This window comes from Brevibacterium sp. (genome assembly GCF_022712115.1).
GTDB classification, from domain to species: domain Bacteria; phylum Actinomycetota; class Actinomycetes; order Actinomycetales; family Brevibacteriaceae; genus Brevibacterium; species Brevibacterium salitolerans.
Map to the genome: position 1 here is coordinate 16,957 of NZ_JALAHB010000041.1, position 23,947 is coordinate 40,903.

General features: G+C 71.4%; 21 protein-coding genes. 17 read left to right on the forward strand and 4 right to left on the reverse strand.

From position 1 onward, the window contains the following. Positions 1 to 37: 37 nt before the first annotated feature. Positions 38 to 790, forward strand: a complete 753-nt coding sequence (gene dapB / locus Q0A33_RS02250) for a 4-hydroxy-tetrahydrodipicolinate reductase (protein WP_291792457.1) — start codon at positions 38 to 40, stop codon at positions 788 to 790. Continuing rightward, positions 787 to 1,251 carry a tetratricopeptide repeat protein gene (locus Q0A33_RS02255; protein WP_291792460.1) on the forward strand — a complete coding sequence of 155 codons (465 nt, stop codon included), beginning with the start codon at positions 787 to 789 and terminating at the stop codon, positions 1,249 to 1,251. Before dapB ends, Q0A33_RS02255 begins: the two co-directional genes overlap by 4 nt. A gap of 9 nt (positions 1,252 to 1,260) precedes the next feature. Here Q0A33_RS02255 and Q0A33_RS02260 read toward each other — a convergent pair whose 3' ends face one another. After that, positions 1,261 to 2,454 carry a heparan-alpha-glucosaminide N-acetyltransferase domain-containing protein gene (locus Q0A33_RS02260; protein ID WP_291792463.1) on the reverse strand — a complete coding sequence of 398 codons (1,194 nt, stop codon included), beginning with the start codon at positions 2,452 to 2,454 and terminating at the stop codon, positions 1,261 to 1,263. A gap of 46 nt (positions 2,455 to 2,500) precedes the next feature. On the opposite strand from Q0A33_RS02260, the gene dapA reads away from it, so the two are divergent. Further along, positions 2,501 to 3,421, forward strand: a complete 921-nt coding sequence (dapA, locus tag Q0A33_RS02265; RefSeq protein ID WP_291792466.1) for a 4-hydroxy-tetrahydrodipicolinate synthase — start codon at positions 2,501 to 2,503, stop codon at positions 3,419 to 3,421. Further along, complete coding sequence (locus tag Q0A33_RS02270; RefSeq protein ID WP_291792469.1) at positions 3,418 to 5,103, forward strand: ribonuclease J; 1,686 nt, start codon at positions 3,418 to 3,420, stop codon at positions 5,101 to 5,103. The genes dapA and Q0A33_RS02270 overlap by 4 nt, the downstream gene beginning before the upstream one ends. Before the next feature lie 86 nt (positions 5,104 to 5,189). On the opposite strand, the gene Q0A33_RS02275 is transcribed toward Q0A33_RS02270, so the two are convergent. Then, on the reverse strand, positions 5,190 to 5,957 hold the full coding sequence (locus Q0A33_RS02275) for an IclR family transcriptional regulator (protein ID WP_291792471.1): 768 nt from the start codon (positions 5,955 to 5,957) through the stop codon (positions 5,190 to 5,192). Positions 5,958 to 6,031: 74 nt separating this feature from the next. Next, positions 6,032 to 7,834, reverse strand: a complete 1,803-nt coding sequence (locus tag Q0A33_RS02280; protein ID WP_291792474.1) for an L-lactate permease — start codon at positions 7,832 to 7,834, stop codon at positions 6,032 to 6,034. A gap of 262 nt (positions 7,835 to 8,096) precedes the next feature. Here Q0A33_RS02280 and Q0A33_RS02285 point away from each other — a divergent pair, with 262 nt between their 5' ends. Both Q0A33_RS02285 and aceB read left to right on the forward strand, forming a co-directional pair. Beyond that, positions 8,097 to 9,557, forward strand: coding sequence for an FAD-linked oxidase C-terminal domain-containing protein (locus tag Q0A33_RS02285; protein ID WP_363316526.1), 1,461 nt, complete (start codon positions 8,097 to 8,099; stop codon positions 9,555 to 9,557). A gap of 110 nt (positions 9,558 to 9,667) precedes the next feature. Beyond that, complete coding sequence (gene aceB / locus Q0A33_RS02290; protein ID WP_291792477.1) at positions 9,668 to 11,269, forward strand: malate synthase A; 1,602 nt, start codon at positions 9,668 to 9,670, stop codon at positions 11,267 to 11,269. Between the two features lie 149 nt (positions 11,270 to 11,418). Here aceB and Q0A33_RS02295 read toward each other — a convergent pair whose 3' ends face one another. Continuing rightward, complete coding sequence (locus Q0A33_RS02295) at positions 11,419 to 12,942, reverse strand: DUF1846 domain-containing protein (protein ID WP_291792480.1); 1,524 nt, start codon at positions 12,940 to 12,942, stop codon at positions 11,419 to 11,421. A gap of 381 nt (positions 12,943 to 13,323) precedes the next feature. On the opposite strand from Q0A33_RS02295, the gene Q0A33_RS02300 reads away from it, so the two are divergent. From Q0A33_RS02300 to miaA, 11 genes are all read left to right on the forward strand, one after another. After that, a complete protein-coding gene (locus Q0A33_RS02300) occupies positions 13,324 to 16,116 on the forward strand; it encodes a DNA translocase FtsK 4TM domain-containing protein (protein ID WP_291792509.1) in 2,793 nt (930 codons plus the stop codon). A gap of 70 nt (positions 16,117 to 16,186) precedes the next feature. After that, positions 16,187 to 16,834 (forward strand): CDP-diacylglycerol--glycerol-3-phosphate 3-phosphatidyltransferase, encoded by a 648-nt coding sequence (gene pgsA / locus Q0A33_RS02305; RefSeq protein ID WP_291792483.1) that lies wholly within the window; start codon positions 16,187 to 16,189, stop codon positions 16,832 to 16,834. Beyond that, a complete protein-coding gene (locus Q0A33_RS02310; protein ID WP_291792484.1) occupies positions 16,824 to 17,339 on the forward strand; it encodes a nicotinamide-nucleotide amidohydrolase family protein in 516 nt (171 codons plus the stop codon). Before pgsA ends, Q0A33_RS02310 begins: the two co-directional genes overlap by 11 nt. Before the next feature lie 175 nt (positions 17,340 to 17,514). Further along, a complete protein-coding gene (locus tag Q0A33_RS02315) occupies positions 17,515 to 17,847 on the forward strand; it encodes a helix-turn-helix transcriptional regulator (protein WP_291792487.1) in 333 nt (110 codons plus the stop codon). A 4-nt stretch (positions 17,848 to 17,851) separates the two neighbouring features. Continuing rightward, complete coding sequence (locus Q0A33_RS02320; protein ID WP_291792489.1) at positions 17,852 to 18,079, forward strand: DUF3046 domain-containing protein; 228 nt, start codon at positions 17,852 to 17,854, stop codon at positions 18,077 to 18,079. A gap of 326 nt (positions 18,080 to 18,405) precedes the next feature. Beyond that, positions 18,406 to 19,554, forward strand: a complete 1,149-nt coding sequence (gene recA, locus Q0A33_RS02325; protein ID WP_291792492.1) for a recombinase RecA — start codon at positions 18,406 to 18,408, stop codon at positions 19,552 to 19,554. A 12-nt stretch (positions 19,555 to 19,566) separates the two neighbouring features. Next, complete coding sequence (locus Q0A33_RS02330) at positions 19,567 to 20,205, forward strand: regulatory protein RecX (RefSeq protein WP_291792494.1); 639 nt, start codon at positions 19,567 to 19,569, stop codon at positions 20,203 to 20,205. A 123-nt stretch (positions 20,206 to 20,328) separates the two neighbouring features. Beyond that, positions 20,329 to 20,910 carry a hypothetical protein gene (locus Q0A33_RS02335; protein WP_291792497.1) on the forward strand — a complete coding sequence of 194 codons (582 nt, stop codon included), beginning with the start codon at positions 20,329 to 20,331 and terminating at the stop codon, positions 20,908 to 20,910. 74 nt (positions 20,911 to 20,984) lie between these two features. After that, the gene (miaB, locus tag Q0A33_RS02340) at positions 20,985 to 22,484 is read left to right on the forward strand and encodes a tRNA (N6-isopentenyl adenosine(37)-C2)-methylthiotransferase MiaB (RefSeq protein WP_291792499.1); all 1,500 of its coding nucleotides are present in this window, start codon (positions 20,985 to 20,987) and stop codon (positions 22,482 to 22,484) included. A 7-nt stretch (positions 22,485 to 22,491) separates the two neighbouring features. Next, positions 22,492 to 23,388, forward strand: coding sequence for a hypothetical protein (locus Q0A33_RS02345; RefSeq protein ID WP_291792501.1), 897 nt, complete (start codon positions 22,492 to 22,494; stop codon positions 23,386 to 23,388). Continuing rightward, positions 23,385 to 23,947 (forward strand): tRNA (adenosine(37)-N6)-dimethylallyltransferase MiaA (gene miaA, locus Q0A33_RS02350; RefSeq protein ID WP_291792503.1); only part of this gene is annotated, 563 nt, incomplete at its 3' end. The genes Q0A33_RS02345 and miaA, both read left to right, overlap by 4 nt.

The window sequence follows — 23,947 nt, forward strand, 5'->3', positions numbered from 1 at the left end:
GGTCCGAACCCGTCCCCACCGCAGGAGAGTGAAGAACGTGAGCGATATCCGCGTCGCCGTCATCGGAGCGAAGGGGCGCATGGGCTCCCATGCAGTGGAGGCGATCGAGGAGGCCGAGGGCCTCTCCCTCGTCGCCGCGCTAGGGAGCTCGGACTCCCTCGAGACCCTCACCGGGAAGGAGGTCGACGTCGCCGTCGAGCTCACCGTCCCGGACTCCACGGAGGCCAATGTCCGCTTCCTCGTGGAGCACGGCATCGACACCGTCGTGGGCACCACCGGCTGGACCGAGGACCGGCTCGAGCGCCTGCGCGCCCTCCTCGCCGCACACCCCGACGTGGCGGTCCTCGTCGCACCCAACTTCTCCATCGGCGCCGTCCTCGCGATGCGCTTCGCGGAGCTCGCAGCCCCCCACTTCGACTCCGCGGAGATCCTGGAGATCCATCACACCCGCAAGCTCGACGCGCCCTCGGGCACGGCCCGGCACACCGCGCAGCGGATCGCAGCGGCGCGTGCACAGGCCGGTCTGGGAGCCGTACCCGACGCCACCGCGCAGGACCCCGAGGGTGCGCGCGGGGCCGTCGTCGACGGCATCCACGTCCACGCCGTCCGCCAGCAGGGGATGAACGCCCACGAGGAGCTCATGTTCGGCTCCGACGGCGCGGCCCCCACGCTGCGCACCCACACCTGCTCCACCCGGGCCTTCATGCCCGGCATCCTCACCGCCGTGCGGCAGATCGGGGACCGCCGCGGCCTGGACCACGGACTCGAGTCCTACCTGGACCTCGCATGAGCAGAGCCAAGCTGGGCGTCGCCGTCGTCACGCTGGGACTGGCCCTCTACCTGGTGTTCACGGTGCAGCGCGGCTGGATCATGCTCGCCGACGACTCACTCGTCGCCAAGGCGCTGGGAGTCGCGCTCTTCGCCCTCCCGGCGGTGGGCGCGTGGACGCTCATCCGCGAGCTCCTCTTCGGCGCCGGCACCGAGAGGCTCGCGGGCATCCTCGAGACCGAGGGCGGACTGCCCCCGGACACCCTGCCGCGGACCCCCGGCGGCCGGATCGTCCGTGAGGCCGCGGACGCGGAGTTCGAGAAGTACCGGACCGAGGCCGAGGCCGCCCCGGACGACTGGCGGTCCTGGTTCCGCCTCTCCTGCGCCTACGACGCCGCCGGCGACCGCAAGCGCGCCCGCGCGACCATGCGGCAGGCGATCCGCATGCACCGGGACGACCCCCGCCCGGCGCCCGCGAGCTGAGAGCCGGTCTCAGGGCCGGCGGAGCACCCGGTTCGAGACGCCGCGGCTGGCGAGGGAGACCAGCTGCTCGAGAGGGCCCCGGCGGCTGATGAGCGCGGCCCAGAGGCAGCTGACCAGCACGATTGCGGCGATGTTCACCGCGAAGCCGACTGCGGCCACGAGGTCGACGTCGCCCTCGCCCGCCGTGCCGGTCACGGCGGAGACGAGCAGGATGTGGAGCGTGTACATGCTGAGCGGCATGGAGCCGGGTCGGGAGATCCACGCGTGCAGCCAGGCGTGCCGTTCCAGCCGGGGGCCGGCGAGCATGCACAGGCCCAGCACGGTGAGTGCGATCCCCGAGGTGTGCACGAGGTCGAACGTGGTGCCGGAGTGCGGGCCGGAGGTCGCGAGCCACCACGGTGAGTCCGGCGGGGTGACGCCGTAGGCGCCGAGCATGATGAGCCGCTCCACGTAGGAGTGGCCGTCGGCCATGACGCCGGTGGGGTACAGGGACTCCAGCACCTCCATGCCGCGGAAGGTCATGAGGAGGGAGGAGAGCGACTTCGCCAGCACGGAGGCCGCGAGCCCCAGCACGACGAGGAGCACGCGCCTGTCCCGCGCCGTCCAGTCGATGCGCGCCACCCACATCCCCAGCAGGATGTATCCCGTCCACTGCAGCAGCGGGTAGTAGCCGGTCAGCACGAGGCCCACCCACATGTCCGGGTCCGCCAGATGCGTGAACGCGGGGACGAGCAGCAGGGGATCCGCGAGTGCGGGCTCGCCCCGGAGCACGTGGGACAGCTGCGGCGTCACGAGGAACCACAGCGCCGCTCCCGCCGCCAGGGCCCACGTGGGCAGCCGGAGGAACAGCGTCGCGACGAGGAACAGCGCGCCGTAGTTCACGAGGATCACCGCCACGCCGCTCGGCAGCTCGCCCAGCGCGAGCCCCAGGACGGCGATGAGCAGGCCGCGGACGCACAGGCCCGAGGCCGCCGCGGCCCAGCCGCGCATGCCCGGGACGGACAGCGCTCCGCGCGTCGAGAGGACGATGGAGACCCCTGCCAGCACTGCGAACAGCGCCGAGGCGCGCCCCTGGAGCAGGGCGGTGAGTGTGAGTTCGCCCTCAGCGTCCATGCGGGGGAGGACGTGCGTGGCGATCATGCCGAACAGGGCGATGCCGCGGGCGATGTCGATGCCGAGCACGCGGCGATCTGTCTTGTGCACCGGGAGCCTGTGCCTCTCTGCCGCCCGCGGCGGGTAGGATCTGGGCATGGCCATGATAGATGACTCCGCGGCGCGTGCTGCCCTCTCCGCGTTCGGACGCGTGGGAACTGCGATGATCACCCCGTTCACCGCTGAGGGTGCGCTGGACCGCAAGGCCGTCGAGGCCGTGGCGGAGCACCTCATCACGGCCGGCAACGACATGCTCGTGGTCTCCGGCACGACGGGGGAGTCGCCCACCACCTCGGATGCGGAGAAGGCCGAGCTCGTGCGGATCGTCCGCGGGGTCGCCGCCGGCCGGGCCAAGGTGATCGCAGGCGTGGGGACCAACGACACCTCCCACTCGATCGCGCTGGCGCGGAGTGCGGCGGAGGCGGGGGCGGACGGCCTCCTCCTCGTCACCCCGTACTACTCGAAGCCCTCCCAGGCCTCGATCGTCGCGCACATGGGCGCAGTCGCGGACTCCACGGACCTGCCCGTCATGCTCTACGACATCCCCGGCCGCAGCAGCGTCCCGCTGGAGACGCCCACTCTGCTGGAGCTCGCGGAGCACCCCCGGAGCCTCGCGGTCAAGGACGCCAAGGGCCGCCTCGACGCTGCCTGCGAGGTCCTCAGCCACGGCACCCTCGCCTACTACTCCGGCGAGGACGCCCTCAACCTGCCGCTCCTGGCCATCGGCGCCGTGGGCATCGTGTCCGTCGTGGGACACGTCGCCTCGGACCGGCTGAGCGCACTCGTCTCCCATGCCGCGAATGACGATTTCGCGGCCGCCCGCGCACTCGCGTGGGAGCTCGTCCCTCTCGTGGACGCGATCATGAACCACATGCCCGGTGTGGTCGCCGCGAAGGCGGCCCTCGAACTCCAAGGCGTCATCGGCACGCGGGCCACCCGGCTTCCGCTGCTGCCGGCCGACGCAGGACAGATGGAGTTCGTGCGCCGGGCTCTCCAAAGGAGCGAATACCTGACGTGAAGACCTTTCTTCCTGAGATCGGCGAACCCCGCAAGGCCGACCCGGAGGCGCTGCGCATCGTAGCCCTCGGAGGTCTGGGCGAGGTGGGCCGCAACATGACCGTGTTTGAGTACCACGGCAAGCTGCTGATCGTGGACGCCGGCGTGCTGTTCCCCGAGGAGGAGCAGCCGGGCGTCGACCTCATCCTCCCGGACCTCACCTACCTCGAGGGCCGCTACGACCAGATCGTGGGCCTCGTGCTCACGCACGGCCACGAGGATCACATCGGCGCCGTGCCGTATCTGCTGCGCGGCCGAGAGGACATCCCGATCCTCGGCTCGCGGCTCACCCTCGCCCTCGTCGAGGCGAAGCTCAAGGAGCACCGCATCAAGGGCGTCACCCGCGTGGTGGCGGAGGGCGACGAGGACCAGCTGGGGCCGTTCGACGTGGAGTTCGTCGCGGTCAACCACTCGATCCCGGACGCGCTCGCGGTGATGATCCGCACCGGCGCGGGCAGCGTGCTGCACACCGGCGACTTCAAGATGGACCAGCTCCCGCTCGACGGCCGGATCACGGATCTCCGTGCCTTCGCCCGCCTCGGCGAGGAAGGCGTGGACCTGTTCCTCACGGACTCCACCAACGCGGAGGTGCCCGGCTTCACCGCACACGAGAAGGACATCAAGTCCGTCCTCGTCAACCTCTTCGGGCAGGCGACCCGGCGCATCATCGTCGCCTCCTTCGCCTCGCACGTGCACCGCGTCCAGCAGGTGCTCGAGGCCGCCCACGCCCACGGCCGCAAGGTCGCCTTCGTGGGCCGCTCGATGGTGCGCAACATGAAGATCGCCCAGGAGCTGGGCTACCTCGACGTCCCGCCGGGCATCCTCATCGACCTCAAGAAGGTCGACGACTACCCGGACGACCAGATCGTCCTCATGAGCACCGGCAGCCAGGGCGAGCCCATGGCCGCCCTGTCCCGCATGGCCAACCGCTCCCACCGCGTGGAGGTGGGTGAGGACGACATGGTCGTGCTGGCCTCCTCGCTCATCCCGGGCAACGAGAACGCGGTCTTCCGCGTCATCAACGGCCTCATGAAGCTCGGCGCCAAGGTGGTGCACAAGGGTTCGGCGAAGATCCACGTCTCCGGGCACGCGTCCGCGGGCGAACTCCTCTACTGCTACAACATCGTCCGGCCCGCCGGCGTCATGCCCGTGCACGGGGAGTGGCGCCATCTGCTGGCGAACGCCGAGCTCGCCGAGCAGACGGGCGTGCCGGAGGAGAACATCGTGCTGGCGGAGAACGGCTACGCGGTGGACCTCATCGACGGCACCCCGCACATCGCCGGGGCCTACCCCACGCAGGATCTGTTCGTGGACGGCTCGACGGTGGGAGCGATCACCGAGGCGGACCTCAAGGACCGCCTCACGCTCGCGGGCGAGGGCTTCGTCTCCGTGTTCATGGCGGTCGATCTCTCGCGCAAGCAGATCGTCGCCGGTCCGGAGATCCACACCCGGGGCGTGGCCGAGGACCAGAACGTGTTCTCCGCGATCTCACCCAAGATCGAGGCCGCCGTCCTCGAGGCCGTCCGCAACGGCACCAAGGACCGTCACCAGCTGCAGCAGATCATCCGCCGCACGATCGGCCGGTGGATCTCCTCGAAGCTGCGCCGCCAGCCCATGATCGTCCCCATGGTGGTCATGATCTGAGCGACCTCCCGCGCTGAGGACGAGACGCCTGTCGCCTCCTCCCGCCGTGACGGCGGGAGGAGGCGACAGGCGTCTGCGCGTGCGTCCTAGTCGGCCGCCCACTGCGCGGTGAGCTCCCGCGCGGTCGCACGGAGCTGGTTCGCCACCCGTTCGTAGACCTCGGGCACCAGCCGTGAGCTGGGCGCGGAGACGGACAGCGCGGCCGGGGCCGGCCCGCCGAGCACCGGCACCGCCAGGCAGCGGACGCCGGCCTCCTGCTCCTCGTCGTCGATGGCGTATCCGCACCGCCGTGCCCGGAGCACCTCCGCCAGCACGGTCTCCCGCACGGCGGGAGGTGCTGCGGCGGCCAGCAGATGCCGCACCTCCTCCTGCGGGAGGGTGGACAGCACCGCCTTGCCGACGCCGGAGGAGTGCATCGCGACGCGGCGCCCCACCTCGGTGAACATGCGCATGGAGCGGTGCGAGGCCGACTGCGCCACGTAGGTCATGGCCTCCTGCGTGAAGAAGGCGAGGTTGACGGTCTCCTCCAGCCGGTCGACCAGCCTGTCGAGGACCGGCTGGAGATGGACGCCGGACTGCCGTGCGGCGACCGCGCCCAGACGGACCAGGCGCGAACCCAGGCAGTAGCTGCGGTCCGGGAGCTGGAGCACGTAGCCGCGGGACACGAGGGTGGCCAGCAGGCGGTGCACCGTGGGCATGGGCAGTCCTGCGGCCTCGGCGACCTCCTTCGACCTCGCCGCCCCGCCTGCCGCTGCGAGTGCCTCCAGCACGTCGAGGGTGCGGTCGACCGACTGGACGCGCTGCGGCCGGCGCCCGGTCCGCGGAGGCTCGGGCGTGCGCGGAGTCTGCGACACGGTCTCTCCTTTCGGAAGCGGGGCGGGCGCGGAGGGAGGGCCGTGGTCCGGCTCGCTCCCCGCAGGCGCCGGGCTCAGGCCCGGGCCGGTGCGAGATCCGTGTTCTCCCGTCCCTTCTCGCGGGTGAGCAGGAAGAACGTCGCGATGACGCCCAGCAGGACGACGCCCAGCAGGATCGTACCGAGGTTGAGTCCGGGGCCCCAGACGTAGATGTAGGCGAGGCAGCCGGCGGTGAGGCTGTAGACGAGCATGGGGATCACGGTGCGGCGGATGATATCGCCTTCGCGCCCCAGCAGGCCCACGGTGGCGGCGGCCGCGACGACGTTGTGGACCGCGACCATGTTGCCGGCCGCACCGCCCACCGCCTGCGCGGCCACGACGGTCTCCGGTGAGGACACCCCGATGTTCACCCCGGTGGAGAACTGGAACTGGGAGAACATCACGTTCGACACCGTGTTGGAACCGGCGATGAATGCGCCGAGCGCTCCGACGAAGGGCGCCAGCAGCGGCCAGTTCGCACCCATCGCCTCCGCGGCGGAGTTCGCCAGGGTGAGCGGCATCGAGTCCAGACCGGAGGCGTTGTACTCCTGCCCGGAGTTGATGAAGACGCGGACCATCGGCACGGAGCACAGCAGGGCGAACGCCGCTCCGGCGAGCTGCTTCCCTGCCAGGGACCAGGCATCGGCGATCTGCCTCCTGGTCATGCGGTGGATGCCGTAGGTGGCGATGCTGGCCAGGAGGAAGAGGAAGCCGGGGGAGTAGAGCAGGTCCATCTTCTGTGCGATGCCGGTGCCGAAGATGTCCTCGACGTTGACCACCGCGGTGACGGAGAAGAACTCCTTGAGCGCCGGCACGTTGCGGGTCAGCAGGAGCAGGGCGACGACGATGAGGTACGGGGCCCAGGCCTGGACGAGCGGCATGCGCTTCCCGAGGTGCTTGGCCTCGTCCTCGGGATCGACCTTGCCCATCCACCGCTCCGGCCACCGGTTCCGGGCGGGGAAGTCCCAGATCTGCTTGGGCATGAGGAAGCCCTTGCGCGCCGCTGTGATGACGATGAGCAGGCCGATGAGACCGCCCAGCAGGGAGGGGAACTCCGGGCCGAGGAGCCAGGCGACGAGCAGGTACGGGACGATGAAGGCCACGGCGGCGAAGACGGCGAACGGTGCCACTGCGAGGCCGTCCGCGAACCGCTTCCGCTCCCCGAAGAATCCGGTCATGAAGCAGACCAGTGTGAGCGGGATGAAGATGCCGCAGACGGCGTGCAGCGCGGCCACCTGGAAGGCGGTGTGCGCGACGAAGCCGGAGGCGTCGACGCCGAGCTCCGCGGCGCGGGCGGAGACGTCCGCGGAGAGGCCTCCGGTGCTGTCCTGGAGGCCGGTGCCGATGCCCGTGAGCATGGGAGTGCCGACGGCGCCGAAGCTCACGGGGGTCGACTGAATGAGCAGACCCGCGAGCACCGCGGCGACGGCCGGGAAGCCGAGCGCGAGCATGAGCGGGGCGACGACGGCCGCGGGCGTGCCGAACCCGGCGGCGCCCTCGATGAAGCTGCCGAAGAGCCAGGCGACGATGATGACCTGCACGCGCCGGTCCGCGGAGACGGAGACGAAGCCCGCCTTGATGGTCTCGATGGCACCGGACTTGGTCACCGTCGCGAGCATGAGGAGGGCGCCGAAGACGATCCAGAGCAGACCCACGGCGACGAGGATCCCCTGCATCACCGAGGCGCCGATCGTGATCCACTCGACCTTCCAGGCGAAGAACGAGACGAGCGCGGCGACGACGAGGCCGGCGGGCATGGCGACGGTGGCCGGCGCCCGGAACCCCAGCAGGAGGATTCCGGCGACGAGGATGGGGGAAGCGGCGAGCAGGGCGTCCATGTGAACCTCTCGGTGGCCCGTGCGGCTGCAGCGGCGCACGGGGGAAGCAGGGGCGGGCCGAGGTGCCTCGGGAGTTCCGTGGGGTGGTCGGCCGGATTCCATGATGCGGTATGGATCACATCTCTGTCCAGCGTTCTGTGAGGACCGTGGCATCCCAGTCACAGGATTCGCGTGGGATCACTGCGGCGGCTGGCAAGTGATTTCGCAATATGGAATTGTGATTTCATTCGGCGGGAAACGGGTGTTAGCCTCGTCCCAGTGCGTGAGCGAAGACACAGTGACGGGCGCAGTGGGAGGCGAACAGGTGACGACGAAGCACGGGTCCGGCGAGGCCGCGGAGACCCTCGAGGAGCTGCGGAGCAGGCTGCCGGACGGCGCGGTGGTCACCGACCCCGTGAAGACCGAGGCCTACCGCCGGGACAGGGCGGAGGACCCTGACGCGGGAGTGCCGCTCGCGGTCGTCAGGCCCACCTGCACGGAGGAGGTGCAGGAGGCCGTGCGCTTCGCCCGCGCCACCGGCACGCCGATCGTGCCGCGGGGCGCCGGGACCAGCCTCTCCGGCGGCTCCACCGCCCAGGACGGCTGCCTCGTGCTCTCCCTCGAGCGCATGCGCGAGATCACGGTCGACCCGGTCACCCGCACCGTCGTGGCCCAGCCCGGCGCGCTCAACGGGGAGGTCAAGGACGCCGCCGCCGCGCACGGACTCTGGTACCCGCCGGATCCCGCCTCCTACACCTTCTGCTCGATCGGCGGCAACATCGCCACCAACGCCGGCGGCCTCTGCTGCGTGAAGTACGGGGTCACCACCGACTACGTGCTGGGGATGACCGTGGTGCTCGCGGACGGGCGCAGCGTGGCCCTCGGCGGCCCGCGCCTCAAGGACGTGGCGGGGCTGCCGCTCACCAAGCTGTTCGTGGGCAGCGAGGGGACGCTCGGGATCATCACGGACGTGACGCTGCGACTGGTGCCCGCCCAGCGCGCCCCGCAGACCCTCGTGGCGACGTTCCCCACCCTCGCCTCCGCCACGGACGCCGTGCTCGCGATCACCCGCACCATGCGGCCCTCGATGCTCGAGTTCATGGACGGCCCCACGCTGAACGCGGTGGAGGACGAGACGCGCATGGGGCTCGACCGGGATGCCGCGGCGATGCTCATCGTGCAGTCGGACGAATCGCCGGACCAGGCCGCTGCGGAGGTCGCGGAGATCACGCGTCGCTGCGAGGCGGCGGGCGCCACGGAGGTCTTCTCCACCGACGACCCGGAGGAGGGGGAGGCCTTCGTCGCCGCACGCCGCCTGGCGATCCCCGCGGTCGAGAAGAAGGGCACGATCCTGCTCGAGGACGTGGGCGTCCCCATTCCCGCACTGGGCGCGCTGGTCGAGGGGATCGCGGCGATCTCCGGCCGGCGCGAGGTCGTCGTCGCCGTCATGGCCCACGCGGGCGACGGGAACACCCACCCGCTCGTCGTGTTCGATCCCGCGGACCCCGGGCAGCGGGAGCGGGCGCATCTGGCGTACGGCGAGATCATGGACCTCGCCGTCTCCCTCGGCGGCACCATCACGGGCGAACACGGCGTGGGCAGGCTGAAGGAGCCCTGGCTGGCCGGGTACCTGGGCGAGGACGTCATGGACCTCAACCGCATGGTCAAGGCGGCCTTCGATCCCACAGGCATCCTCAACCCCGGAGTGATGTTCGCCCAGCCGCCTCGTGCGCACGCCCGCTGAGAACTGCGCCGCGCACACGCCGACCGTCAGACCGCCTATCGCGCCCTCCTGCGCGGTGGGTCCACCGGGTGCGGATGCCCCGCACCCGGAGTAGAGAAGAGGAGAGAAGCATGACCGCTCCCAGCATCGAGCTCCCCGAGGGCCTCGAGATCACCGCCGAACTGCCGGAGGGCTCCGAGAAGGTCCTCACACCGGCGGCACTGGACCTCATCGTCTCCCTCCACCGTGCGTTCGCGGACACCCGCGAGGAGCGCCTGGCCGCCCGCCGTGAGCGTCAGGCGCGCCTGGAGGCCGGCGAGGAGCTCGACTTCCTGCCGGAGACCGCTGCCATCCGCGACGATCCCAGCTGGCGGGTCGCGCCCCCGGCCCCGGGGCTGGAGGACCGGCGGGTGGAGGTCACCGGGCCCACGTACAGGAAGATGACGATCAACGCGCTCAACTCCGGGGCCAAGGTGTGGCTCGCGGACCAGGAGGACGCGAACACTCCGGCTTGGGACTCCGTGATCGGCGGGCAGGTGAACCTGCTCGAGGCCGTGCGCCGCGAGATCGACTTCGTGAGTGAGCAGGGCAAGGAGTACCGTCTGCGCCCGGACGAGGAGCTGCCCACCATCGTGGTCCGTCCGCGCGGCTGGCACCTCGAGGAGAAGCACATGCGCATCGACGGCCGGGTGGCCTCGGGCTCGCTCGTGGACTTCGCGCTGTACGTCGCGAACACCGGCCCGCTGCAGATCGCCAAGGGCCGCGGACCCTACTTCTACCTCCCCAAGATGGAGTCGCACCTCGAGGCGCGCCTGTGGAACGACGTGTTCGTCCACGCGCAGGACGCTCTCGGGATCCCGCGGGGCACCATCCGCGCGACCTGCCTCATCGAGACCTACCCCGCGGCCTTCGAGATGGAGGAGATCCTCTACGAGCTGCGCGAGCACTCCGCGGGTCTCAACGCGGGGCGCTGGGACTACATCTTCTCCGTCATCAAGACCCACCGGACCAAGGGCGAGGACTGGATCCTGCCGGACCGCGGCCAGGTGACCATGACGGTGCCGTTCATGCGGGCATACACGGAGCTGCTGGTGCGCACGTGCCACAAGCGCGGGGCCCACGCGATCGGCGGCATGTCCGCGTTCATCCCGTCCAAGGACGAGGAGGCGAACCGCCGGGCCTTCGAACAGGTGGAGCGGGACAAGTCACGCGAGGCCGGCGACGGCTTCGACGGCTCCTGGGTGGCGCACCCGGGCATGGTGGAGGCCTGCCGGGAGCAGTTCACGAAGGTGCTGGGCGAGCGTCCCAACCAGCTCGAGCGCACCCGTGAGGACGTCGCCGTGACGGCGGCGGACCTCCTCAGCGTCAAGGACACGCCCGGGCGGATCACGGAGGCCGGCCTGCGGCAGAACGTGAACGTGGGCATCCAGTACGTCGCCGCCTGGCTGAGCGGCAACGGCGCCGCGGCGATCCACGGCCTCATGGAGGACGCCGCCACGGCGGAGATCTCCCGTTCGCAGGTGTGGCAGTGGCTGCACTACGGCGTGACGCTGCAGGACTCCGGAGAGCAGGTGACGAAGGAGCTCGTGGACAGGATCGTCGAGGAGGAGGTGGCGAAGCTGCCCGGCGAGCCCGAGGCCTGGGTCACCCCGCGCCGCCTGTTCCAGCAGATGGCGACGCAGGAGGAGTACGCGGACTTCCTCACCGTCCCGGCCTACGAGCTGCTGGGCTGAGCCTCACAGGCCGGTGGAACTCCGCCGGGAGTTCCACCGGCCGGCGACGTTTCGCACCTTCTGACGGTGTGCGTACGCGTACACATGCGCACACCGTCAGAAGGTGCGAAACGTGGGTGTGGGGCGGACCCGCGCGGCGCGAGGCAGGGTTAGCGCTTGTGGTAGAGCGACGTCCGGCGCTGGTACTTGGGCTCGCTCGTGACCATGATGCCCAGGCTGCGGAAGATCCCCTCGTCCACGGAGCCCAGGACGGTCGTCGTGTGCGCGTTCGTCCCCTCGAGCTCCCGGAGGTGGCGCAGCGCGGAGCGGCTCACCTCGTTCGTGCCGGCGGAGACGGAGAGCGCGATGAGGACCTCGTCCGTGTGCAGCCGGGGATTGCGGCTGCCCAGGTGCTCGGTCTTGAGCGTCTGGATGGGTTCGATGGACTCCGGCGAGAGCAGATGCGCCTCCTCGTCGATCCCCGCAAGGTGCTTGAGCGCATTGAGCAGCATCGCCGCGGAGCAGCCCAGGAGGGGAGAGGTCTTCCCGGTGATGAGGGTGCCGTCGTGCAGCTGCAGGGCAGAGGCCGGCGCGCCGGTCTCCTCCTCGAGCTCCAGCGCCGGGCCCACCACGGCGCGGTCGGAGGTCTCGACGCCGGCCCTGCTCATGATCAGGGCCACCCTCTCCGAGAGGACGGCGTCGGCATCGCTGCGGCGTTCGTCGACCAGCGCCTTGAAGTAGCGGCGGATGATCTCCTGCCGGGCGGCCTCCCGGCACACCGCGTCGTCGACGATGCAGCTGCCCACCATGTTCACGCCCATGTCCGTGGGGGAGGCGTACGGGCTCCTGCCTGCGATCCGCTCCAGCAGCGCGGCGAGCAGCGGGAAGACCTCCACGTCGCGGTTGTAGGACGTCGCCTGCGTGCCGTAGCGCTGCAGGTGGAAGGGGTCGATGACGTTGATGTCGTCGAGGTCCGCCGTCGCGGCCTCGTAGGCGAGGTTCACGGGATGCTCGAGGGGCAGCCCCCACACCGGGAAGGTCTCGAACTTGGCGTAGCCGGAGACGATCCCGCGCTGGTGGTCGTGGTAGATCTGCGAGAGGCAGGTGGCGAGCTTGCCGGAGCCCGGGCCGGGCGCCGTGAGGACCACCAGATCGCGGCTCGTCTCCACGTACTCGTTGAGGCCGAACCCCGCTTCGCTCACCACCCTCCGCGTGTCGGTGGGATAGCCGGGGATGATGCGGTGCCGGGCTGTCCGCAGCCCCAGCCGCTCCAGCCTGCGGCGGAAGGCCATGCCGGCCTGGTTGTCGTCCTCGAGCTGCGTGAAGACCACGTTCTCCACGAGGAAGCCGCGCTCGCGGAACACGTCGACCAGCCGGAGCACGTCCTCCTCGTAGGTGATGCCGAGGTCCGCGCGCACCTTCTGCCGCAGAAGATCCCGCGCATTCACGGCGATGACGATCTCCAGCTCGTCCCGCAGCTGCTCGAGCATCGCGATCTTGTTGTCCGGAGTGAATCCGGGCAGCACGCGTGCGGCGTGCATGTCGTCGAAGAGCTTGCCGCCCATCTCCAGGTAGAGCTTCCCGCCGATCTCCCGCCGCCGCGCGCGGATGTGCTCGGACTGGAGTGCGATGTAGCGCTCCCGGTCGAACCCCGTGGGCGGAGCCGCGGGTGTGTGGCTGGGGACATGCGTCACGGAGTGCCCTTCCGTCGGTGTGCAGCGGACTGCACCGATGATACTGGGCGGGGAAGGCGAGGCGGCGGCCGACGGCGCGGACCGTGAGGGGGTGCGCGCCGTCGCGCAGACCCTCCGGCCAAAACGCCCGAGGCCCTGCCTCCCACACCTGGAGCCGTCCGCCTCATAGCATGGGCGATCATGGCGACCAGTACGACTTCCCCCGCCAAGACAGGTCGCGCCCGGGGCTCCAAGGCCAAGGCGACGGGCTCCGCGCCCGCCCGCCGCACCTCGGGCCCGGCCGCGAAGACCGGGGGCGCCTCGGCCGGCGGACGGGCCACGGACACGGAGGACCGCTCGCGCGGCGGCCTCCTCACCGGTGCATGGATGGGAGTGTCACACATGGCAGGCAGCCGCGCCCGCAGGGCGCTCGATCCGGAGGACCCCTCACACACGGCCCCCATGCGCCGCGACGGCACGGGCTTCGCCCTGCTCGCGCTCGCGATCCTCGTGGCCGCCTTCGAGTGGTGGAACATCCCCGGCGCCTTCGGCAGCGGCGTGCGCGCGGTCGTTGAGGGCACGTTCGGCCGCGTCGCACTCGCCCTGCCGCTGGTCCTCGTGGGCTATGCCGTCCGGCTCTTCCTCCGCGGGGACGACACCCGCGGGAACAACCGCATCCTCATCGGGATCATCGCCGCTCTGTTCGCGGCGGCGGGTCTCGCGCACATCACCGCGGGCTCGCCCAGCTTCGTGAATTCGCGGGAGGCGATGGCCAACGGGGGCGGCGCGCTCGGGTACATCGTGTCCTCGCCGCTCGTCGCGGCCACCACGGTGTACGTGGCGGTGCCGCTGCTCTCCCTGCTGGGGCTCTTCTCCCTCCTCATCCTCACCGCGACCCCGGTGCGGCGGATCCCCGAGCGCGTCCGCGCCGCCTACGCCCGGCTCACGGGCTCGGCAGCGCCCGCGGGGGAGCGCGAGGACGCACCCGAGTCCGAGGACCTCGTCGCCGAGGGCAGGACGACCTCCACCCTCAGGCCGCTCGGACGCCGCCGCGGGGCGAAGCGGAAGGCGGCCGAGGAGGCGCGCGCCCACGAGGCGGAGGAGGAGACCGCCTACGACAAGGCCTACATCCACGAGAACGACGTCGAGGCCGAGGAGGCCGCCGGCTCGGCACCCTCCCGCGGCAGGGGACGGGGAAAGCGGGCCCAGCCGGAGGAGACGGCGGCGGAGGCGCCGGAGGTCTACGACGTCGATGCGGAGGCCGAGCCGCAGTACCGGCCCGGCCAGCGCCGTCCCACGAAGGCGGAGCGGGAGGCCGCCGCGCTGCGCCGGGAGGTGGGCATGGACGAGCCCACCGCCGTGCTCGGCGGCGCCGCGGCGCAGACCCGGCAGTCCGCCCCGGCCTCGGAGGCGGACACGGCGGAGGTGCCCGCAGTCAGCACCCCGGCGCCGCAGGCGACCGGCGAGCTGCCGCAGCGCGTGGCCCAGCTGGAGCTGGGCGGCGACGTCACCTACACCCTGCCCTCCTCGGAGCTGCTGGCGGCGGGTCCGCCGCCCAAGGAGCGCTCGGAGGCCAACGACCGGGTCGTCGCCGCGCTGCGCGACGTGTTCGAGCAGTTCAAGATCGACGCGGAGGTCGCAGGCTTCTCCCGCGGGCCCACCGTCACCCGCTACGAGGTGGAGCTGGCACCGGGGACCAAGGTGGAGAAGGTCACGGCGCTGAGCAAGAACATCGCCTACGCCGTGGCGAGCGCGGACGTGCGCATCCTCTCGCCCATCCCGGGCAAGAAGGCGATCGGCATCGAGATCCCCAACTCGGACAGGGAGACGGTCTCCCTGGGCGATGTGCTGCGCTCCAACGCTGCCCGGAAGACGGACCACCCCATGGTGATGGGCGTGGGCAAGGACGTGGAGGGCGGCTTCGTCGTCGCGGACCTGTCGAAGATGCCGCACCTGCTGGTGGCCGGTGCGACGGGCGCCGGCAAGTCGAGCTTCGTCAACTCCATGATCACCTCGATCATGATGCGGGCGACCCCGGACGAGGTGCGCATGATCCTCGTCGACCCCAAGCGGGTGGAGCTCACCACCTACGAGGGCATCCCGCACCTCATCACCCCCATCATCACCAATCCCAAGAAGGCCGCCGAGGCCCTCGAGTGGGTGGTGCGGGAGATGGACGCCCGCTACGACGACCTCGCGCACTTCGGGTTCAAGCACGTGAAGGAGTTCAACCGCGCGGTGCGGGAGGGGAAGCTCACCCCGCCGCCGGGCTCCGAGCGGGAGCTGCACCCGTACCCCTACCTCCTCGTCGTGGTCGACGAGCTCGCGGACCTCATGATGGTCGCCCCGCGTGACGTGGAGGCGTCCATCCAGCGCATCACGCAGCTGGCCCGCGCCGCAGGCATCCACCTGGTGCTCGCCACGCAGCGGCCGTCCGTGGACGTCGTCACCGGTCTCATCAAGGCCAATGTGCCCTCGCGGCTGGCCTTCGCGACCTCCTCGCTGGCCGACTCCCGCGTGGTCCTCGACCAGCCCGGCGCGGAGAAGCTGATCGGTCAGGGCGACGCGCTGTTCCTGCCGATGGGCGCAGCGAAACCCATGCGCGTCCAGGGCGCCTGGGTGAACGAGTCGGAGATCGAGGAGGTCGTCGCGCACGTCAAGGGCCAGCTCTCCCCGGTCTATCGGGAAGACGTGGCCGTCGAGGCCCCCAAGAAGCAGATCGACGAGGAGATCGGGGACGACCTCGACCTCCTGCTGCAGGCCGCGGAGCTCGTCGTCACGACCCAGTTCGGCTCCACCTCCATGCTCCAGCGCAAGCTGCGCGTGGGCTTCGCCAAGGCGGGACGGCTCATGGACCTCATGGAGTCGCGTGGTGTGGTGGGGCCCTCCGAGGGCTCGAAGGCCCGCGACGTGCTCGTCCGGCCGGAGGACCTGCCGGGCACGCTGGCCGTCATCCGCGGCGAGGACCCCGGGGACGGCGGAGCTCCCGCCGGCGCACAGCCGGAACCGGACGCAGGCGGACCCGCCGGTGCGCGGCTGCCCGCGGAGGACCTCTACGCGACGGGCGGCCCCCGCGGCATGGGGGACGAGGAGCACACCCACCTGGGAGCCGACGGCAGGATGTACGACGACGCGACCGGGCTGGAGATCGTGGAGGCCGGCGACGACGATGCGTGGGAGCTCACCGGCAGGTAGCCCGGCCGCCCGCGCTGCGGCTCCCGGCACCGGCCGGGCGTCCGGGAACCGCAGCGGTTAGGGTGGTGCCGTGAGCACTCAGACAGCGGACAGCGGGCCCAGCAGCCTCAATCTCCCCAACGCCCTCACCGTGGTGCGGATCCTCCTGGTCCCCGTGTTCCTCGTCCTCCTCCTGGGCGGCGGCGCGCTGGGCGCGCCGTGGACGGAGCTGGATCCCCAGCGCATGCTCTGGGCCTTCATCGTGTTCGTCGTCGCGATGGTCACGGACTGGATCGACGGCTTCCTCGCCCGGCGCTGGAACCTCATCACGGACTTCGGCAAGATCGCGGATCCGATCGCGGACAAGTCGCTCATGGCCTCGGCGCTCATCGGGCTGGCGCTCGTGGGGATCCTGCCGTGGTGGGTGCCGGTGGTCATCCTCGTCCGCGAGCTCGGCATCACGGTCCTGCGCTTCGTCATCATCCGCTGGGTGGTGCTGCCGGCCTCGAAGGGCGGCAAGCTCAAGACCGTGCTGCAGACGGGGGCGCTGAGCCTCTTCCTGCTCCAGGCCCCGGTCGCGGTGTGGCTGCCGGGGATCCTCGCCGGCTGGCTCGTGGTCTCCTGGCTGTTGCTCACCGCCGCGATCGTCGTCACGCTGGTGACGGGGGCGGACTACTGCGTGAAGTCCGCCGCGCTGGTGCGTGAGGCGAAGGCCCGGGGCGGCGCCGGTGAGCGCTGAGGGTCCGGAGGCCGGTTCACAGGCGGGTGCGGTCGGGCCTGCCGCGGTGATCGGCGCACTCCGGGAGCGCGGCCTCACCATCGCCACGTGCGAGTCGCTCACGGCGGGACTGCTCTCCGCCACCCTCGCGGAGGTTCCGGGCGCATCGGCGGTGCTGCGCGGGGGACTCGTGACGTACGCGACCGCGCTCAAGGCGGAGCTGGCCGGCGTCGACCCGGACCTGCTCGCCGCGCACGGAGCGGTGGACCCGCAGGTGGCCCGGGAGATGGCGCGTGGCGCGGTGCGCGCGTGCGGAGCGGACCTCGGGGTCTCCTGCACCGGGGTGGCCGGGCCGGACCCGCAGGACGGGAAGCCCGTGGGCCGGGTCTACCTCGCGCTCGCGCGGAGCTGCGGCGGAGTGCGGACGGCGGAGCTCGACCTCACCGGCTCCCGCAGGGAGATCCGGGAGGCCACGGTCCGGGCGTGCCTGGACCTCGTCCTCGCGGCGTGCGCCGAGGATGCCTGAGAGAACCGTCGACGCCTGTGTCCCACCCCACCTGTAGACTGGGGAACAACCGCAGAGCGGCTGCGGTTGCAGTCACAGTGAGGTCGGATATCCAGTCGTACCTGCATGATCGGTCGGTCCCGCACCCGGTGCCGGGGACGGCCTGCACACGTTGGCCAGTGAGGAAGGGAACCGCGTGACTCTCCTGCGAATCGAGATCGGCGACGCACTGCGCACCGCGCGGCGCCGCCAGGGCCGCACGCTGCGTGAGGTCTCCGCGGATGCGAGCGTCTCCCTGGGCTACCTCAGCGAGATCGAGCGCGGGCAGAAGGAAGCCTCCTCGGAGCTCCTGGCCTCCATCTGCGAGGCACTGGACATGCCGGTGTCCGGTCTGCTGCGCGATGTGAGCGACCGCTTCGCCCTGGACGAGGGCGTCGACATCCCGGACACCATCCCCGTCGAGCTCGCGCGCCGCGTGCTCTCCGGCGGCCGCGCTGACGACGAGCCCGCGCTGGCGGGCAGGCCCTGATCCCATGCGGCACGCGCTGTACTGGGAGCTCATGGACGACGAGTTCGGCCGCATGCGCGCGGCCTCCCTGCACGAGGACCTCGCGCTGAGCACGCTGGGCTCGCTCACCCCCGCCCAGGCGTTCGAGGCCGGCCACGGGCCCAAGGAGGTCTGGGCTGCGGTCTGCGAGGCCGCCGGGGTCCCCGCCGAGCGCAGACTGGGCAGGGACAAGCCCGCGGCCACCCCGATGTGAGCCTCCGGCCGCTCGGGACAGGAGCCCGTGCCCGGTCCCTTCCCGCCCCCGGACGCGGCAGGCAGATGCCGCATCCGCCCCACCCGCTCGTGCAGGTGGGGCGGATGCGTTCCCGGCGGCGTGCGGGCCGGGGGCGACACGCCGCACGAGACGATTAGAACACGTGTTCCCCTCGCGGTATGCTTGAACCCTGACCGCCCCGCGTCATCCCTGCTGTGGATGTGCGAGCGGGCTGTACACAGGTTCACCCGGATCGGGGAGCTGTGTCCGTGCCGGTGTCTACTCTGGTCCCAGACAGGCATCGACGTACTGATCTTGGAGGAGACATGGCAGCGAAGACCACCCGCGGCGCACAGACCGCCGGCGGAGACAAGAGCAAGGCCCTGGAAGCGGCGATGGGGCAGGTGGAGCGCCAGTACGGCAAGGGCGCTGTCATGCGCCTGGGGGAGGAGAAGCGCCAGCCCATCGAGGCGATCCCCACCGGCTCCGTCGCACTCGACATCGCACTCGGCGTGGGCGGTCTGCCGCGCGGTCGTGTCGTGGAGATCTACGGGCCGGAGTCCTCCGGCAAGACGACCGTGGCCCTGCACGCCGTCGCGAGCGCGCAGAAGGCCGGGGGCATCGCGGCCTTCATCGACGCGGAGCACGCCCTGGACCCGGAGTATGCCAAGGCGCTGGGCGTGGACACGGATCAGCTCCTGGTCTCGCAGCCGGACACCGGCGAGCAGGCGCTGGAGATCGCGGACATGCTGATCCGCTCCGGCGCCCTCGACGTCATCGTCATCGACTCCGTCGCGGCCCTCGTGCCCAAGGCGGAGATCGAGGGGGAGATGGGCGACTCCCACGTGGGTCTCCAGGCCCGTCTCATGTCGCAGGCGCTGCGCAAGATCACGGGCGCCCTCGCCGCGTCGAAGACGACGGCGATCTTCATCAACCAGCTGCGTGAGAAGGTGGGCGTGTTCTTCGGTTCGCCGGAGACCACCTCCGGCGGCAAGGCCCTGAAGTTCTACGCCTCGGTGCGTCTGGACGTGCGCCGGATCGAGACCCTCAAGGAGGGTGGTGACGCAGTGGGCAACCGCACGCGCGTCAAGGTCGTGAAGAACAAGGTCGCGCCGCCGTTCAAGCAGGCGGAGTTCGACATCATCTACGGTCACGGGATCTCCCGCGAGGGCAGCCTGATCGACATGGGCGTGGACAACGGGATCGTCCGCAAGTCCGGGTCCTGGTTCACCTATGACGGCGACCAGCTGGGCCAGGGCAAGGAGAACGTCCGCAACTTCCTCAAGGACAATCCGGGACTCGCCGAGGAGATCGAGACGAAGATCAAGGAGAAGCTGGGTCTCTTCGCCGCGCCGGAGGAGGCCGAGGCACCGGAGGTGGACGGAGGCCCGGCCGGGCCCGGAGCGGGCAAGGCCTCCGCGGCCAAGCCCGCGGAGCCCAAGGGTGCGCCCGTGCCGGCCGGTGCGGAGTTCTGAGGGTGAGCGGTCATGGCCCCGGACCCGCGTGAGGAACTGATCGCCTCCCTGCAGGCCGCCGTGGAAGCGGTGCCTGCGAGCGGGGACGGGCCCCTCGGCGCAGAGGGCACGGGAGACACCGCGGTCTCGGGGGGTGCGCCCGCTGCAGCCGGGGCCGCCGCAGATCCGTCCGCGCCCGGGAGCCCGGAGAATCCTGACTACCGGGCGGCGAGGAAGCGGGCATATTCGCTCCTGGCGATGCGCGATCACAGCAGGGCGGAGCTCAGGGAGAAGCTCCTGCGGAAGGAGCATGCAGGGGACTCCGTCGAGATCCTCCTCGACCGCCTCGAGGCCTCCGACCTGCTGAACGACAGGCGGTACGCCCAGCAGCTCGTCCGCGTGCAGCGTGAGCAGAAGGGCCTCTCCGCATCCGCACTCCAGCGGCGGCTGCGGGAGAAGGGCGTCTCCGACGAGGACGCCCGTGCCTCGTTGGAGGACCTCGACGACGACTTCCCGCACGCCCTGGCCCTCGCGAGGAGGAAGGCGGCGTCCACCCGCACGCTGGACCGGGACACCCGGCTGCGCAGGATCCTCGGCGTGCTCGGGCGGCGCGGATTCGCCGGGGGAACGGCCATGCGCGCCGCGCAGGAGGCCCTGGACGAGGAGTGCTGAGCAGGGCCGGAGGCACCCGTGGGGCATCCCGTCGGACGTTCCAGATAGCGTAGGATGTTGTGCGGAGGAGCACACCGCCGGCGCTGGGGCCGGGCCCGTCGGGCGTGTGCAGGGAGGAGCGCGATGACAGCAATGCACCCCGGGGGTGTGGGCGGGCAGTTCATCGATCTCGCGGAATCCGCAGAGGATCAGCGCGCCATCCTCGTACTCGCCGGAGCCCACTTCGATGTGGCTCCGGAGGCCGTCGGGGCCTCGGCCGTGAGCTGGTACACCGACGACAGCAGTGTGTTCGCCTCCTACTGGTGTCCGCGGTCGCGGGTGGCGCGGCTGCCGCACGGACGCGCCTCGCGGATAGACCTCACGCTCTCTCGCGCCACGCGCTGCGCGGGCGGCGATCTGGACGCCGTGCGGGCGGAGTACGACCACCCGGCCGTGCGGGTCGTGCCGGTCACGGCACCCGGCTGGTCCCTCGCCTACACGGTGCTCGCGGGAGTGGGAGCCGGTGCTGCCGGAGGGACGATGATGCGGTTCGTCCAGGCCGAACCCGGCGGTTCCATCACGGTGTCCCTGGATGCCGGCGGGGGGCCTCTCGACCACGAGGCAGCGGTGCGCCTGGCCGCCGGCGTGAAGGAGGCCGTGCGCTTCGAACAGCGCCTGGGACGCGCTGCCGCGGGTGAGGGGATCAGCGGCGTCGCAGGCGGCTGAACGCCGCATGGGTGGGCTCGTCCGAGCCGCGGGAGTGCGCCCTGCGCGTCGGCACTCGGTACACTGGGCGGGCCATGACACACTCTGCTCCCGCCCCTGCTCCAGACACCGCCGGCGCATCCCGCACCTACGAGGTGCGGACCTACGGCTGCCAGATGAACGTGCACGACTCGGAGAGGCTCTCGGGTCTCCTCGACGACGCCGGATACGTGCCGGCCGGGGACGGGTCGCAGGCCGACGTCGTCGTGTTCAACACGTGTGCGGTGAGGGAGAATGCGGACAACCGCCTCTACGGCAACCTCGGCCGCCTGGCCAAGGTGAAGGAGGAGCGGCCGGGCATGCAGATCGCCGTGGGCGGCTGCATGGCGCAGAAGGACCGGGACGCCATCGTCGCGCGGGCGCCGTGGGTCGACGTGGTCTTCGGCACTCACAACATGGGCTCGCTTCCCGTGCTCCTGGAGCGTGCGCGGCACAACAGCGAGGCCCAGGTGGAGATCCTCGAGTCCCTCGATGTCTTCCCCTCCACCCTGCCCACCCGCCGTGAGTCCGCGCACTCCGCGTGGGTCTCCATCAGCGTGGGCTGCAACAACACGTGCACTTTCTGCATCGTCCCGTCGCTGCGCGGCAAGGAGAAGGACCGGCGGCCGGGGGACATCCTCGCGGAGGTGGAGGCACTCGCCGCGGAGGGCGTCATTGAGGTGACGCTGCTCGGCCAGAACGTCAACTCCTACGGCGCGGAGTTCCGGGACAAGGGCGCTTTCGCCAAGCTCCTGCGTGCGGTGGGGCGCGTCGAGGGCATCGAGCGCGTCCGCTTCACGAGCCCGCACCCGGCGGCGTTCTCCACGGACGTCATCGAGGCGATGGCGGAGACGCCCACCGTCATGCCGCAGCTGCACATGCCGCTGCAGTCGGGCTCGGACCGGATCCTCAAGGCAATGCGGAGGTCCTACCGCTCCTCCCGCTTCCTGCGGATCCTCGAGGAGGTGCGCGAGCACATCCCGCACGCCGCCATCACCACGGACATCATCGTGGGCTTCCCCGGCGAGACCGAGGAGGACTTCGAGGCGACGCTGGAGGTGGTGCGCGCCGCTCGCTTCTCACAGGCCTTCACCTTCCAGTACTCGATCCGGCCGGGCACCCCGGCGGCGGAGATGGAGGACCAGGTGCCCAAGGAGATCGTGCAGCGCCGCTTCGAGAGGCTCACGGCGCTGCAGGATGAGATCGCCTGGGAGGAGAACCGAGCGCTCGTGGGCACCCGGCAGGAGATCCTCGTGACCGGGGAGCCGGACGAGGAGCACGGTCGCTTCAGCGGACGGTCCGAGGACAACCGCCTCGTCCATGTGCGCGTCCAGGACTCGGCCGGGATGCCCCGTCCGGGTGACGTCGTGAGCGCGCGGATCGACGCGGCGAAGCCCTACTTCCTGCTCGCCGATTCCGGGTACGCGCTCCGGCGCACGCGCGCGGGCGACGCCCACGACCGGGCGCAGGCGGAGTCGTGCGGGACAGGCGGGTCCGCACCTGCCGCGGCCGGCCCCACCACGCTCGGCATGCCCACGCTCCGCGCCGGGCTCTGACACCGGTATGCGAGACACCTCCGGCCGGCCGGCGTCGTCCTCGGAAGTGGACGCGGCCGATGCCCTCCGAGGCCTGCTCATTCCGGGGACGCCGCTGCTGCTGCGTGGGGTGGACCCCGGAGAGCCGGAGGCGATGACCGCCTTCCGCTCCGCAGTGCACACGGCGCTGCGACGGGCACCGGTGTGGACTGTGCTGCTGCCGCCTCACGAACCCCCCAGCAGCGCAGGCGGCTCCGCTTCCGCCGGTACGGGTTCTGCTGCGGCAGAGGAGCCTCTGCTGCCCGGCGTGCTCTCCCTCGGCGGTCTGGGGGTGCCGCGCGGAGTCGTGGTGCCGTGCGTCCCCGGCGCAGCCGCGGAGCTGAGCCCGGCAGATGTGCGCGGCGGTGAGGAGCTCGCGTCCGCAGTCGCCTCGCTCCGCAGGCAGGCCCCGGATTCCGCGCAGCGATCCGCGCGGGTCCACATCGGCTTCACGGTGGCTGCGCTGTGCGCGCTGGAGGCAGGCGTCTCCGTCCGGCTGCAGCGCGCATCCGCGCCGCCCTCGGCGCCTCTGCTCGTGCCCCTCGACTTCTCCGGTGCCGCCGACCCCGACGCACCCCTCGCGCCGCGCGAGGGCGCGGCGGCCTTCGACGCAGCCCTGGAGGAGGCGCTCACCGGAGCCGTGGACCGCGAGGCGCTCTCGTGCCTGGACGCGGGCCCTGCGGCGGCATGGACGGACGGCGTCGTCGCAGCCCTGGGGGCCTCTGGGGACCCGTCTCGGCTGCGCGGCACCGTGCGGGCGGCGACGGACTGCCACAGGGTGCGATACCGGCTCATCGGGCTCGAGGCGTCCCGGGCCAGGCCCGCGTCCCCGCTCCCGCCGGCGAGCGGGGAGGACCGTGTCGCAGCCACGGGTGCGGCCCGGTGACGGCGGTGGACGGCGCATCCTGCCGGCATTCCCGTCCCCGCCCGCTCGTCGTGGTGGTGGGGGCCACCGCGACCGGCAAATCGGATCTCGGGATCGGTCTCGCCCGGCGGCTCAGCGGGGAGGTGGTCAACGCGGACGCGCTCCAGCTCTACCGGGGGATGGACATCGGGACGGCCAAGCTCGCGCCGGAGGAGCGCGGCGGTGTGCCCCACCACCTCATCGACGTGCTCGACGTCGATGAGCCGGCCTCGGTCTCCGGGTTCCAGCGCGCCGCCCGCAAGGCCGTCGCGGACATCGAGTCCCGCGGACACCACGCCGTGATGGTGGGCGGCTCCGGCCTGTACGTGCGCGCCGTCACGGACGACATGCGCTTCCCCGGCACGGACCCGGCGCTCCGGGCGGCCCTGGAGGAGGAGGCGGCGGGAGCGGGGACGGAGGCGCTGCACCGGCGACTCGCGGTCCAGGACCCGCCTGCGGCGGCCAAGATCGCCCCCGGCGACACCCGCCGGGTGGTCCGCGCGCTCGAGGTCATGGCGCTTACCGGGGAGCCGTTCTCCGC

Excerpts from the sequence above, each read along its gene's own strand:
- Q0A33_RS02330 (WP_291792494.1), top strand. The coding sequence starts at position 19,567 with ATGGCCCCGGACCCGCGTGAGGAACTGATCGCCTCCCTGCAGGCCGCC.
- Q0A33_RS02255 (WP_291792460.1), top strand. The coding sequence starts at position 787 with ATGAGCAGAGCCAAGCTGGGCGTCGCCGTCGTCACGCTGGGACTGGCC.
- miaB (WP_291792499.1), top strand. The coding sequence starts at position 20,985 with ATGACACACTCTGCTCCCGCCCCTGCTCCAGACACCGCCGGCGCATCC.
- aceB (WP_291792477.1), top strand. The coding sequence starts at position 9,668 with ATGACCGCTCCCAGCATCGAGCTCCCCGAGGGCCTCGAGATCACCGCC.
- Q0A33_RS02280 (WP_291792474.1), bottom strand. The coding sequence starts at position 7,834 with ATGGACGCCCTGCTCGCCGCTTCCCCCATCCTCGTCGCCGGAATCCTC.
- recA (WP_291792492.1), top strand. The coding sequence starts at position 18,406 with ATGGCAGCGAAGACCACCCGCGGCGCACAGACCGCCGGCGGAGACAAG.
- dapA (WP_291792466.1), top strand. The coding sequence starts at position 2,501 with ATGGCCATGATAGATGACTCCGCGGCGCGTGCTGCCCTCTCCGCGTTC.
- Q0A33_RS02335 (WP_291792497.1), top strand. The coding sequence starts at position 20,329 with ATGACAGCAATGCACCCCGGGGGTGTGGGCGGGCAGTTCATCGATCTC.
- Q0A33_RS02345 (WP_291792501.1), top strand. The coding sequence starts at position 22,492 with ATGCGAGACACCTCCGGCCGGCCGGCGTCGTCCTCGGAAGTGGACGCG.
- Q0A33_RS02320 (WP_291792489.1), top strand. The coding sequence starts at position 17,852 with ATGCGGCACGCGCTGTACTGGGAGCTCATGGACGACGAGTTCGGCCGC.
- Q0A33_RS02300 (WP_291792509.1), top strand. The coding sequence starts at position 13,324 with ATGGCAGGCAGCCGCGCCCGCAGGGCGCTCGATCCGGAGGACCCCTCA.